Origin of the sequence: Thioalkalivibrio sp. ALgr1, assembly GCF_000378285.1 — a bacterium.
Lineage (GTDB): Bacteria > Pseudomonadota > Gammaproteobacteria > Ectothiorhodospirales > Ectothiorhodospiraceae > Thioalkalivibrio.
The window spans coordinates 645,256-657,134 of sequence record NZ_KB905133.1 but is presented as its reverse complement, the minus strand read 5'-3'; the positions used below and the strand labels follow the sequence as shown (position 1 = coordinate 657,134).

10 protein-coding genes are annotated in these 11,879 nt (G+C 67.5%); 8 read left to right on the top strand and 2 right to left on the bottom strand.

Annotated elements, in window-relative coordinates; all coding sequences use genetic code 11:
• The first annotated feature begins 99 nt into the window (after positions 1-99).
• The 5 genes from F466_RS0107465 to hflX all read left to right on the top strand — a co-directional run bounded on the left by F466_RS0107465 (position 100) and on the right by hflX (position 6,127).
• Positions 100-1,443, top strand: a complete 1,344-nt coding sequence (locus F466_RS0107465) for an N-acetylmuramoyl-L-alanine amidase (RefSeq protein WP_018138595.1) — start codon at positions 100-102, stop codon at positions 1,441-1,443.
• 153 nt (positions 1,444-1,596) lie between these two features.
• The gene (gene mutL / locus F466_RS0107460) at positions 1,597-3,477 is read left to right on the top strand and encodes a DNA mismatch repair endonuclease MutL (protein ID WP_018138594.1); all 1,881 of its coding nucleotides are present in this window, start codon (positions 1,597-1,599) and stop codon (positions 3,475-3,477) included.
• Positions 3,478-3,483: 6 nt separating this feature from the next.
• Positions 3,484-4,428 carry a tRNA (adenosine(37)-N6)-dimethylallyltransferase MiaA gene (gene miaA, locus F466_RS0107455; RefSeq protein ID WP_018138593.1) on the top strand — a complete coding sequence of 315 codons (945 nt, stop codon included), beginning with the start codon at positions 3,484-3,486 and terminating at the stop codon, positions 4,426-4,428.
• Positions 4,429-4,522: 94 nt separating this feature from the next.
• A complete protein-coding gene (hfq, locus tag F466_RS0107450) occupies positions 4,523-4,777 on the top strand; it encodes an RNA chaperone Hfq (protein ID WP_018138592.1) in 255 nt (84 codons plus the stop codon).
• A 24-nt stretch (positions 4,778-4,801) separates the two neighbouring features.
• On the top strand, positions 4,802-6,127 hold the full coding sequence (gene hflX / locus F466_RS0107445; RefSeq protein ID WP_018174607.1) for a ribosome rescue GTPase HflX: 1,326 nt from the start codon (positions 4,802-4,804) through the stop codon (positions 6,125-6,127).
• 46 nt (positions 6,128-6,173) lie between these two features.
• On the opposite strand, the gene F466_RS0107440 is transcribed toward hflX, so the two are convergent.
• Positions 6,174-7,760: a LysM peptidoglycan-binding domain-containing protein gene (locus tag F466_RS0107440; RefSeq protein ID WP_018993763.1), complete on the bottom strand. Its 1,587-nt coding sequence runs from the start codon at positions 7,758-7,760 to the stop codon at positions 6,174-6,176.
• On the opposite strand from F466_RS0107440, the gene F466_RS0107435 reads away from it, so the two are divergent.
• From F466_RS0107435 to dnaQ, 3 genes are read left to right on the top strand one after another with little or no spacing between them, the layout of a single operon-like run.
• The gene (locus F466_RS0107435) at positions 7,759-8,520 is read left to right on the top strand and encodes a hypothetical protein (protein ID WP_018138589.1); all 762 of its coding nucleotides are present in this window, start codon (positions 7,759-7,761) and stop codon (positions 8,518-8,520) included. The two genes, F466_RS0107440 and F466_RS0107435, sit on opposite strands and share 2 nt — an antisense overlap.
• Positions 8,513-8,974 carry a ribonuclease HI gene (rnhA, locus tag F466_RS0107430; RefSeq protein ID WP_018993761.1) on the top strand — a complete coding sequence of 154 codons (462 nt, stop codon included), beginning with the start codon at positions 8,513-8,515 and terminating at the stop codon, positions 8,972-8,974. Before F466_RS0107435 ends, rnhA begins: the two co-directional genes overlap by 8 nt.
• A gap of 1 nt (position 8,975) precedes the next feature.
• Positions 8,976-9,692, top strand: a complete 717-nt coding sequence (gene dnaQ / locus F466_RS0107425) for a DNA polymerase III subunit epsilon (protein ID WP_018174608.1) — start codon at positions 8,976-8,978, stop codon at positions 9,690-9,692.
• A 315-nt stretch (positions 9,693-10,007) separates the two neighbouring features.
• Here the strand turns inward: dnaQ and F466_RS0107420 are convergent, their stop codons facing one another.
• On the bottom strand, positions 10,008-11,870 hold the full coding sequence (locus F466_RS0107420) for an SLC13 family permease (RefSeq protein WP_018174609.1): 1,863 nt from the start codon (positions 11,868-11,870) through the stop codon (positions 10,008-10,010).
• Positions 11,871-11,879: the final 9 nt, after the last annotated feature.

Sequence of the window (11,879 nt, the reverse complement as noted above, 5' to 3'; positions counted from 1 at the left end):
AAGAATTTTGCTATTGCTTTTCCAGAAAAAGCGTCCACAATGGAGTCAGACCCCCTGAATTAAAAGGGATTCGCCGTGGGCCAAAGCACGATTCCGGATATGCGCCGCCGCCAGGTGCTGCGCGCTCTGACTGCCCTGGGGCTGGTCGGGCTGCCGCTGCCCGCACTGGCGCGCACGGGTGTCGAGCGGGTGCGCATGTCCGTGGATGGTGACACCACGCGCCTGGTCTTCGACATGGATGGCGATGCCGAGTACTCGATGTTCAAGCTCGAGTCGCCCGATCGCCTGGTGGTGGATATCAAGAACGCTCGCGCGGTGGACGAGCTGAAGCTCAGCTCCAATCCGCGTTCGGTCGTGGAGTCGATCCGTCACGCCCCGCGCGACGGCGGTGATCTGCGCGTGGTGTTCGACCTGCGCAAGCCGATCGAGCCGCGCAGCTTCAAGTTGATGCCGGCCCAGGATTCCCCGCATCGTCTGGTGCTCGACCTGACCAGCCGCGAGGGTGCCCCCACGCAGTCGGCCCGGGAGGAATCCCGCGACAACGGCGAACCTCGCCGAGGCCGCTCGCAGGAGGATCTGCGTGATGTGGTGGTGGCCATCGACGCTGGCCATGGCGGGCATGACCCGGGCGCGATTGGCCCTGGTGGTACCCGCGAGAAGGACGTGGTCCTGCAGATCTCCAAGCGGCTGGCCGAGCGCGTCGACAACGAGCGCGGCATGAAGGCGGTGATGATCCGCACCGGCGATTACTTCCTGCCCCTGCGCGAGCGCATCGAGCGTGCCCGCGAGGCGGACGCTGACGTCTTTGTGTCGATTCACGCCGACGCGATCGCCAACCGCAACGTGCAGGGTTCCTCGGTATACATGCTCTCCGAACGCGGGGCCTCCAGCGAGGCCGCCCGTTTTCTGGCGCAGCGAGAGAACCAGGCCGACCTGCGGCTGGGCGGTGTACCGATCAACGGCAAGGATGACTCCCTGACCAACGTGCTGCTGGATCTGGCTCAGAGCGGCAGTCTCGAGGCGAGCAACACCCTGGCCGAGCGCATGATTTCCGAACTGCACCGGGTGGGCAAGGTGCGCAAGCCGGAGGTCGAGCGGGCGAACTTCGCGGTGCTGCGCTCGCCCGATGTCCCGTCCATCCTGGTCGAGGCCGCGTTCATCTCCAACCCGTCCGAGGAGCGCAAGCTGCGCAGCACGGACTTCCAGAATTCTCTTGCGGATGCCCTGCTGACCGGGCTGCGGTCCTATTTCTCGACGCATGCCCGCCCGGGCACGCTGATCGCCGATGGTCAGCCGGACCAGCACATTATTCGCCCCGGCGAGACCTTGTCCGGGATCGCCGATCGTTACAGCCTGTCGCTGGCCGATCTGCGCTCGGCGAACGATGTCAGCGACGATCGCATCTACGCCGGCCAGGTCCTGCGCATCCCGCGCGATTCCTGACGCCCATCGGCGCCTGCCCGTCCCGGAACGGGTGCCCGTCACGGATTCGGACTTTGTACCCACCGCGGTCTGTGCAGGGGCGCCCACCGGCGCGTGCAAATCGAGCTGCGTTTCCCTAGGCTTGTGGACCCATTCCGGCCCATGGATTCGCGTGTGTCCATCGAGAAACTCTCCGAGCAACTGATCAACCAGATCGCAGCAGGCGAGGTGGTCGAGCGCCCGGCCTCGGTGGTCAAGGAGCTGGTGGAGAATGCCCTGGACGCGGGTTCGACCCGCATCGAGATCCGTCTGGAGCAGGGCGGCATCCGTCTGATCCAGATCAGCGACAATGGTTGCGGCATCCATCGCGACGAGCTCCCGCTGGCACTGTCACGCCACGCGACCAGCAAGATCCGCTCGATGGAGGACCTCGAGGCCCTGCACACCCTCGGCTTTCGTGGCGAGGCACTGCCGTCGATCGCATCCGTCTCGCGCCTGTCCATGACCTCGGCGGTGGAGGGCGAGCGCAATGGCTGGCGTCTGACCGGGGATGGTTCGGATGTCTTTCGCGAGGCGGCCCCTGCCGCGCACCCGGTGGGCACGACGGTCGAGGTGCGGGACCTGTTCTTCAATGTCCCCGCAAGGCGCAAGTTCGTGCGCACCGAGCGCACCGAGTTCAACCACTGCGAGACCGTCATCCGTACCCAGGCGGCGGCCTGCCCGGAGGTCGCCTTCATCCTGCGCCACAACGATCGTGTGGTGTTGGACCTGCCCGCCGCAGCGGACCCTGCCCAGCGCGTGCGTGCCCTGCTGGGCGAGGCCTTTATGGACGCGGCGACGCCGGTGGACGAGCAGCGCGCCGGCCTCAAGCTTTCGGGCTGGCTGGGCGCCCCGACCCAGTCCCGGGCCCAGCCCGATCAGCAGTTCTTCTTCGTTAATGGCCGCGCGATTCGCGACCGCGTGCTGGCGGCAGCCGTGCGCAAGGCCTATCAGGACGTGCTCTACCACGGGCGTCACCCGATGTTCGTGCTGGAGCTCGAACTGGACCCCGTGCAGGTCGACGTGAACGCCCACCCCACCAAGCAGGAGGTGCGTTTTCGCGAGTCGCGGATGGTGCACGACTTCATCTTTCATGCCCTGCACAAGGCGCTGGCGGATGTGCGTCCCGGGGATGGCGGGATGCCCGGGCATCTGCCGCCCGTGACCGGGGCCGCGCGGCCGTCACAGGAGCAGGCTGCGCCGGGGTTCCCACGCGAGCGGGCGCTGAGCGGACTGGGGGTGCCCGAGTACCGCGCCGAAGCCCGGTCGCCTGCGGCCGGGTCGGGTGACCGCCGCGAGTATGCGTCTGGAACATCATCGGAGTATGCGGCAGCCTGGGCCGAGTTCCGCGGGCCAGCCGCGGTGGCCGAGCCCGCGCCCCGGGCATTCGAGGCGGCCGCCCGCGCGGATGAGGACGCTGGCACGGAAGGCACGCCCCCGCTGGGCTTCGCGCTGGGGCAGGTCGCGGAGACCTTTATCCTCGCGGAGAATGCAAGCGGCCTGATCGTGGTCGACATGCATGCGGCCCACGAGCGCATTACCTACGAGCGGCTCAAGCGCGAATGGGGTTCGCAGGGCATTACCTCGCAACCCCTGCTGGTACCGGAGACGCTGGACGTGACGCCCACCGAGGCCGCGCTGGCCGAAGAGCATGCCGGTGTGCTGGGTGCTTTGGGTTTCGAACTGGATCGGTCGGGGCCGGAGGCGCTGACCCTGCGCGCGGCCCCGGCGCTGCTGCGCGGGCGTGACACGGCCCAGCTGGTGCGCGATGTGCTCGCGGACCTCGCGGCCGTCGGCTACAGCCACCGCGCCGAGGGCGAGATGAATGCCGTGCTCGGCACCATGGCCTGCCACGGCTCGGTGCGCGCCGGGCGTCGTCTGACGCTCCCGGAGATGAACCAGCTGCTGCGCGACATGGAGGCGACCGAACGCTCCGGGCAATGCAATCATGGCCGCCCGACCTGGGTGGAGCTCGATCACCAGGCGCTGGATCGCTTGTTTCTGCGAGGCCGCTAGCGATCAATGGACGCATTCGGACCCGGCCGCCCGCCGGTGGTGATCCTGGCCGGACCGACGGCCTCGGGCAAGACCGCTTTGTCGCTGGCGCTTGCCGAGGCGCTGGAGGGCGAGATCGTCAGCGTCGACTCCGCGCTGGTCTATCGCGGCATGGATATCGGCACCGCGAAACCGACTGCGGAGGAGCGCGCCCGCGTGCCGCACCATCTGCTGGATATCCGCGATCCGGAGGACACTTACAGTGCCGCCGACTTCGCGCGCGACGCCCGGGAGGCGATCGCCGGGATCCACGCGCGTGGCCGGGTGGCGCTGCTGGTGGGTGGCACGCTGTTGTACCTGCGTGCTCTGCTGGATGGTTTCGACGAGATCCCCGAGGTACCGGATGCGGTGCGCGAACGGGTGCGGGCGCGCCTGGACGTGGAGGGTGGCCTGGCCTTGCATCGCGAACTCGTCAAGGTGGATCCCGAGGCGGCGGCGCGTATTCACCCGAACGACCCGCAGCGCATCCTGCGGGCACTGGAGGTCTTTGAGGCGACCGGGCGGCCGTTGTCCAGCTTCCAGCAGGGTGCGGCGGCCCGCGTGCCGGATGGCTGGGTATCGCTGGCCCTGTGGCCGGAGGATCGCGACGTCCTGCGCGACCGGATCGCCCGTCGCTTCGACGCGATGCTGGAGGCCGGGTTTGTCGACGAACTGATGGCCCTGCAGCAGCGCCCCGGGCTGACGGCGGAGCATCCCTCCCAGCGCGCGGTGGGCTACCGTCAGGGCTGGCAGTGGCTGGCGGGAGAGCTCGACTTTGCGCAGTTCCGCGAGCGGGCGATCGCTGCGACGCGGCAACTGGCCAAGCGCCAGCTGACGGGCTTGCGGCGATTCCCGCTGCATGCGCGATTGAACGCGGCCACGATCGATCGGTCGGAAGTGTTGAACGTGATTCGCCGCGCAGACTTCCAGTAGTGATGTGCTACTCTCTGAGAAGGCGCCGCCGGGGCTTGGTGGAGGAGCTTTTGGCGTGTGGCGAGATGAAGAATAACAACCAAGGAACGCACTGATGGCCAAAGGGCAAATGCTGCAGGAACCCTTCCTGAACGCGCTGCGTCGGGACCGTGTGCCGGTCTCGATCTATCTGGTCAACGGCATCAAGCTGCAGGGGCAGATCGAGTCCTTCGATCAGTTCGTGGTGCTGCTGCGCAGTACCGTTTCGCAGATGGTGTACAAGCATGCGATCTCGACCATCGTCCCGTCCCGCCAGGTGCGCATGAATACCGAGGGCGAAGAGGTCACCACCGCTGAGGCGGAGGCTTGAGCGTGCGCGGGAGGTTCGTCTTTTTTGTTTGAGCGTCCCGACAGCGCCGGCGATCGCGCCGTGCTGGTGGCACTGGCCATCGGCGAAAACCCCGATATCGAGGCCCAGGTCCAGGAGTTCGACGAACTGGTCCGCTCCGCCGGCGCGGATGTCCTGGAACTCGTCCGTGGTTCACGCGACCGCCCGCATCCCCGCTTGTTCGTAGGCGCCGGCAAGGCCGACGAGATTCGTGCCGCGGTCGAGGCCCATGGCGCCGATGTGGTGATCTTCAACCACGCCCTCTCGCCCAGTCAGGAACGTAACCTCGAACGTCAGCTGCAATGCCGTGTGCTGGACCGTGCGGGGCTGATCCTCGACATCTTCGCCCAGCGCGCGCGTTCGCACGAAGGCAAGCTGCAGGTCGAGCTGGCCCAGTTGCGGCACATGGCCACGCGGCTGGTGCGCGGCTGGACTCACCTGGAACGGCAGAAGGGCGGGATTGGTCTGCGCGGCCCGGGGGAAACCCAGCTCGAAACCGACCGCCGCTTGCTGGCGGCGCGCATCAAGCACATCGAACGGCGTCTGGAGAAGGTCGAGCGCACCCGCGAGCAGGGGCGTCAGGCGCGCCTGCGCAACGAGATCCCGACCGTGTCCCTGGTGGGCTATACCAACGCCGGCAAGTCCACGCTGTTTAACCGCCTGACGCACTCGGATGTGTACGAGGCGGATCAGCTGTTCGCGACCCTGGACCCGACCCTGCGGCGGCTGGACCTGGCCCCGCACCAGTCGCTGATCCTGGCGGACACGGTCGGGTTCGTGCGCGACCTGCCGCACGAACTGGTGGCGGCCTTTAAAGCGACCCTGACCGAGACCCGCGAGGCCGCGCTGCTGCTGCACGTGATCGACGCCGCCGATCCCGAACGCGAGGCGCGCATCCGCCAGGTCGATGCGGTGCTGGAGGAGATCGGCGCGCAGGATGTCCCCTGCTGGCGGGTCTACAACAAGATCGACCGACTGGAGTCGGCCCCGGATGCCGCCGAGGCCCGCTTCGGCTCCGGCGATGACGTCTTCTGGGTGTCCGCGTATACGGGCGAGGGGATCGCCACGCTGGAAGAGCGCCTGGCCGAGACCTTTACCGAGTCGATGATGCGGGGCTGGGTGGAACTGCCGGCCAGTGCCGGCCGTTTGCGCGCCCAGCTGTACGAGGAGAAGGCCGTGGAGGCGGAGCAGACCACCGCGGACGGTCAGATCCAGCTGCGCTTGAGTCTGCCGCAACGGCGCTTCCAGCAACTGGTGCGCGATGCCGGTCTGAATCCGGAGCAGATCGAGGTCGTATTCGACGCGCCCTCATCGGCCGCGGTGGGACAGTAGGTACCCGGACGGGCGCGCGGCATCAGGGGCCGCGAGCGCCGGCGCGTCAGGCGTCGCGGGCTCGCGCAATGGCCTCTTCGTCGGCCTCGGCCACGTAGAGCGTCAGGGTCTCCCCCGCGCGGATGCCGTCGCCATTGAGCGAGTTCCAGCGGCGCAGGTCGCTTACCGAGACCTGGAACTGACGGGCAATGCTGGACAGGGAATCCCCAGGCTGGACTTCGTAGGCCACGCTGCGGCCGCTATCCGACGCGCTCCCCCCATTGGCTTGGGCGACCTGCAACGTGTCGCCCGGACGCAGGATGGCGTCGCGCTCCAGCTCGTTCGCCGCGCGCAGTTCGCTGATGGTCATGCCCGTACGTTCGCTGATGGTCCACAGGCTGTCGCCTTCCTGGATCTCGTAGGTGTCGAGCTCGCCCGCCTCGGCAGCGGCCGCGACCTGGATCTCGGCGTCTTCCTGTCCGGTTACCGGCAGTTTCAGCGTCTGTCCGGCGCGGATGTTGTCGCCGTTGAGACCATTCATTTCGCGCAGCACGGCCACGCGGGTACCGGCGCGCTGGGCGATGGAACCGAGGTTGTCACCACTGGCCACGGTGTATTCGCGGAAGCGGATCAGCGGGTCGTCGCCGTGTTCGGCCAGGGCGACTTCCAGGGTCTCGGCCGCATCGTGCGGAATGAACAGGTGCTGGGCATGAGCCGGATGGGTGGCGTGGCGCTGATACCCCGGGTTCAGGCGCTTCAGGTCATCCGCCTCGAGCCCGATCATCTCGGCGATCAGGGCGAGATCGGCCTGGCGACCGGGCTCGATCCGCTCCAGCGCCGGTTCGTTGGCGATCGGGGTGATCTGTGTCCCGTGTTCGTCGGGCTTCAGAAACAGCTCGCGCAGGGCCAGGAGACGGGGCACGTAGGCGGTCGCCTCGGCCGAGAGTTCGAGGCTCCAGTAGTCGGTCGGCTCCCCGCGCGCGGCGTTGCGTTCCATTGCCCGCGTCACGTTGCCCTGGCCGAAGTTGTAGGCGGCCAGGGCCAGGTACCAGTCATCGAAGCGCTGATACAGCGCCTCCAGGTAGTCCAGCGCGGCGAGGGTGGACTGATAGACATCGCGGCGCCCGTCGTACCAGTGGTCGCGCGTCAGGTCGAAATGGTCGCCAGTCGCCGGGATGAACTGCCAGATGCCGGCTGCACGACCGCTGGAGGTCGCCTCGGCGGCAAAGCCACTCTCCACGATCGGCAGCAGTAGCAGCTCGGTTGGCATGTCGCGCTGTTCGATCTCCGAGAGGATGAAGTACGCAAACGGCTCGGCGCGCTCGGTCGAGAGCTGGATGATGCGCGGGTTGGCGCGGTAGTGCTCGATGTACTGCTCCACGCGCTCGTGGTGCAGGTCATCTTCAAAGCCGAAGCCCAAGCGGGTGCGCTCCCACAGGTCGTCGGTCTCCGCGGCCTGGTCGGCGGCCTCGAGGGCCTGCCGCTCCATGGCGGCCTGGACGTCGGCCTGGGTCGGACCCTCCACCACGGGCTTGTCGACCTGGGAGGTATCCAGTGCGCGTTCGGAGTCGTGTAGGCTACAGGCAGAGGCCAGCAGGGTCGCCAGGCCCAGGATAATGCCAAGCGGCAGTCGGGAGCGGGGTCGGATCATCATGGCGCTGAAGGATAAACCACACTCGGAGTATCACCAAGACCCTTTTTTGCGCTGGCTTTCTCACTGGTACGAGAAGCCGCAGGGCCGGCGCGTTCGCGAGCGGCTTTTGCAACGGATTCGACAGCACGCCGCCCCCGGCCCGGGGGAGGTCGCGATCGAGCTCTCCCCGGTCCCGATGCTGGAAGATTCCGACACCCTGGGCGGTCCAGTCGTGCGCATGGACTCCTCGCGTCCAGGCCTGTTGATGGAGCCGGAATCCTGGCCACTGGAGTCGGATTGCGCGCGCCGCATCGTGCTGGCCCATCCCTGCTCTTACAGCGATCTGCCCGCCGCCGTGGTCGCCGAGGCCGCGCGCGTGCTGGAGCCGGAGGGCATGGTCTTCATGCTCGAGGGCAACCGCCTGCAACTGGGCGATCAGGGTGGGGTGCGCGTGTCTCCGCTGCCGGAGGGGCTCCGGCGTCGCCAGTACCGCGAGTTCATGGAATCGGCCGACCTGGAGGTGCTGGAGCAGTGGAGCCTCAGCCTGCTGCCGCCCGGACTGTCCGAGGCCTGGCAGCAAAGGTTGGCCCCGGTGGACGCCTGGACCCGCCGGGGGCTGCCGCCGCTGGCCAGCGTGATCCTGACCGTTGCCCACAAGCGCGTGGATCTGCCCTTGCGCCCGGCGCCGCAATATCGCTTCGCCACCCCGGGTCCCCGCCTGCGGCCCGGACTGGTATCCTCGCGCTCCCCTCATTCCGGAGTCCGCCGAGCGCATGGCTGACGAACGCGTGTACATCTATACCGACGGCGCCTGTCGCGGTAACCCGGGCCCTGGTGGCTGGGGCGCAATCCTGCGTTACCAGGGCACTGAGCGGGAGTTGTACGGGGCAGAGGCCGAGACCACCAATAACCGCATGGAGATGACCGCCGCAATCCGCGCCCTGGAGACGCTCAAACGCCCCTGCAAAGTGGAACTGGTCACGGATTCGAAATACGTCAAGCAGGGGGTGACCGACTGGCTGCCCGGCTGGAAACGGCGTAACTGGAAATCCGCCAGCGGCTCCCCGGTGAAGAACCGCGACCTGTGGGAGGCCCTGGACGCCCAGGCCGCGCGTCACGACATCGAGTGGTACTGGGTGCGTGGGCACAGCGGTCACCCGGAGAACGAGCGCGCCGACCAGCTGGCCAATGCGGGGATCGACGCCCTGCTGGCGGGCGAGCTGACGGAGAACTGAAATGCGACAGATCGTGCTGGATACCGAGACCACCGGCCTGGAGCCGGCCGAGGGGCACCGCATCATCGAGATCGGTTGCCTGGAGCTGGATAACCGCCGGCCGACCGGACGCAAGCTGCACGAGTACCTGCAGCCGGATCGCGAGATCGATGCCGGCGCGATCGAGGTCCATGGAATTACCAACGATTTCCTCGCGGACAAGCCGCGTTTCGCCGATGTGGTCGGCCAATTCATCGAGTTCGTGCGCGGCGCCGAGCTGATCATCCACAATGCCCCGTTCGATGTCGGCTTCATCAATCATGAGTTGCGTCTGCTGGGTGCCGCCGCGCCGGTGACGGAGCTGGCGGAGGCCTGCACCGTGCTGGATTCGCTGGTGATGGCGCGGCGCATGCACCCGGGGACACGCAATTCGCTGGACGCGCTGTGCAAGCGCTACGAGATCGATGCCTCCGGGCGCACGCTGCACGGCGCGCTGCTCGATGCCGAGCTGCTGGCGGATGTCTATCTGGCGATGACCGGTGGTCAGGTTGCCCTGGGCCTGGACGCCGAGGGCGAGGGCGGTGCCGAGGCCGGTGCCCCGGTGCGCGCGCAGCGCTCCGGCAAGCCCCTGCCGGTGATCGAACCGAATGCCGACGAACAGGCCGCGCACGAGACCCTGTTGCGCACGCTGGACGAGGCCGCGGGCGGGGCCTGTCGCTGGCGCGCGACCTCGTCCTGACGTAGGGAAACACTGATCAATGTACACACTCGCGTTGGCACCCCAGGTTTTCCGAGACAAGGCGCGTCGTGCAGCGGGTAGTGGTTCTACCCGCAAGGGGCGCAACGCAGAATCGGGGAACCTGGGGTGCCAACCCCTACAAGCTACTGAGAGACGGGGCTCGGCCGCTTTTGCGCGCGCACGGCGTTGCGGTTCCCTTGTGCAGAATGACTGCACGGCAGTCACCGCGCCTTGTTCGCACGCAAAAGCGACTCGAGCGCGAGCGTGTACATTGATCCGTGTTTCCCTTTGGCCTTCCGGCGCGGCCGGTCGCGGTCAGAAGATCAGATTGATCACCACCAGCGAGACGACCATGAACAGCAGGGTCATCAGCGCGCCGGCGCGCAGGTAGTCGGCTACGCGGTAGCCGCCCGGGTCCATGATCAGGGCATTCACCTGGTGGGTGGGTAGCAGGAACGAGTTGGACGCGGCAATCGCGACGATCAGGGCGAATACCCGCGGGTCGGCGTCGATGCCCACGCCCTGGGCGACGGTGGCGAAGCTGACGGCCAGTGGCACCAGCAGCACGGTGGCCCCCACGTTCGACATCACCAGTGTGAAGAAGGTGGTCAGCAGGAACACCGCGACCTGCAGGACCCAGACCGGCATCCCCTCCAGCTGCGCCATGCCGTTGGCCGCGATCCACTCGCCGGCCCCGGAGTTCTCCACCGCGAGCCCCAGCGGGATCAGCGAGGCCAGCAGAAACACCGTCTTCCAGCTGATGCCCCGGTAGGCCTCGTCCATCGCGATCACGCCGGTCAAGATCATCCCCAGCGCGCCCCCCAGCAAGGCCAGCGCCAGTGGCAGATCGGTGAACAGCACCAGCCCCAGGCCCAGCGCCAGCGAGCCGAGGGCCGCCAGTGGCCGGTGAGTCGCGGGCTCCTCGCGCCGGCGGCGCGGGTAGCGGCTGGTGACCACCACGAAGTCGCGGTCGTCCTCCAGCGCCTGCAGGTTCTCCCATGGGGTGTGCACGACCAGGGTGTCGCCGGCCTTGAGTGGGGTCTCCGGGACCTCGTCGACGATGCGGTCGTCCCCGCGCTGGATACGCAGCACCGAGATCCCGTAGGTACGGCGCATGCCCTTGTCGCGCACGGTCTGGCCGATCAGGTCGGAGCCGGGTGGGATGATCACCTCGGCAATCCCGCCGTAACGGGCCGACATCGCACGCGCGAACACGTCCAGTTCGTCCTTGAGGATCGTGCCGGTGCCGTCGCAGGTCTTCTCGATGGTGGTGACCGGACCGAGGATCGCCAGATGCGCGCCGCGTTCCAGTTCGATCTCGCGGTTCGGTTCGATGCGCGTCTCGTCACCGGTGGTCACCCCCACCACATGCACCCCGAAGGCCGCCTCGAAATCCCCCACCCGCATACCGGCCAGAGAGCTGTCCTCGCCCAGGCGCGCCTCGCGCACGCCGAAATCCATGCCGTATACATCACGAAACCAGGCCGAGGTGGTCTGCACCCGGCTCTCGTCCGGGTCCTCGGCCTGTGGATCGCGGGCCGGCAGGACCCAGTGCCCGAGAATCGCGAAGTAGAGGATCAGGGTGGCCAGCAGCGCCAGCCCGATCGGGGTCACGTCGAACAGCCCGAAGTCGTCCAGATGCCCGGGCATCAGGTCATTGAGCAGGATCAGCGGGCTGGAGGCGACCAGCGTCAGGGTGCCGCCGACGATCGCGGCAAAGCCCATGGGCATCAGCAGCCGCGAGCGCGGGATGCGCGCGGCCGCGCCGATGCGGTTAATCACGGGCATGAACAGGGCGGCGGCCCCGATGTTCTGCATGAAGCTGGTGATCACCCCCACCGCGCCGGAGGTTGTGGCCATCACCCGGCGTTCGGTCTGACCGCCAAAGCGCAGGATCAGGTCCGCCAGGCGGTTCATGACGCCGGAACGGTCGAGGCCCGCGCCGATGATCATCACCGCGATGATCGCGATCACCGCGTTCGAGGCAAAGCCCGAGAACAGTTCGTCGCCCTCGACGATCGGGGCCACGCCCGGTACCAGCGCCACCATGCCGAGCAGGAACAGCACGCTCAGCGCCGCCAGGTCGATCCGGATGATCTCGGTGACGAACAGCAGGATCGTCAGGCCAAGCAGGCCGAACACGATCCCCATCTCCAGGGTGAAGGCGACCTCGTCCATCGTGGTCGC

Coding starts and splice junctions, on each gene's coding strand:
- F466_RS0107465 (WP_018138595.1), top strand. CDS start 100: ATGCGCCGCCGCCAGGTGCTGCGCGCTCTGACTGCCCTGGGGCTGGTC.
- miaA (WP_018138593.1), top strand. CDS start 3,484: ATGGACGCATTCGGACCCGGCCGCCCGCCGGTGGTGATCCTGGCCGGA.
- hfq (WP_018138592.1), top strand. CDS start 4,523: ATGGCCAAAGGGCAAATGCTGCAGGAACCCTTCCTGAACGCGCTGCGT.
- F466_RS0107435 (WP_018138589.1), top strand. CDS start 7,759: ATGGCGCTGAAGGATAAACCACACTCGGAGTATCACCAAGACCCTTTT.
- F466_RS0107440 (WP_018993763.1), bottom strand. CDS start 7,760: ATGATGATCCGACCCCGCTCCCGACTGCCGCTTGGCATTATCCTGGGC.
- rnhA (WP_018993761.1), top strand. CDS start 8,513: ATGGCTGACGAACGCGTGTACATCTATACCGACGGCGCCTGTCGCGGT.
- dnaQ (WP_018174608.1), top strand. CDS start 8,976: ATGCGACAGATCGTGCTGGATACCGAGACCACCGGCCTGGAGCCGGCC.
- F466_RS0107420 (WP_018174609.1), bottom strand. CDS start 11,870: ATGGACGAGGTCGCCTTCACCCTGGAGATGGGGATCGTGTTCGGCCTG.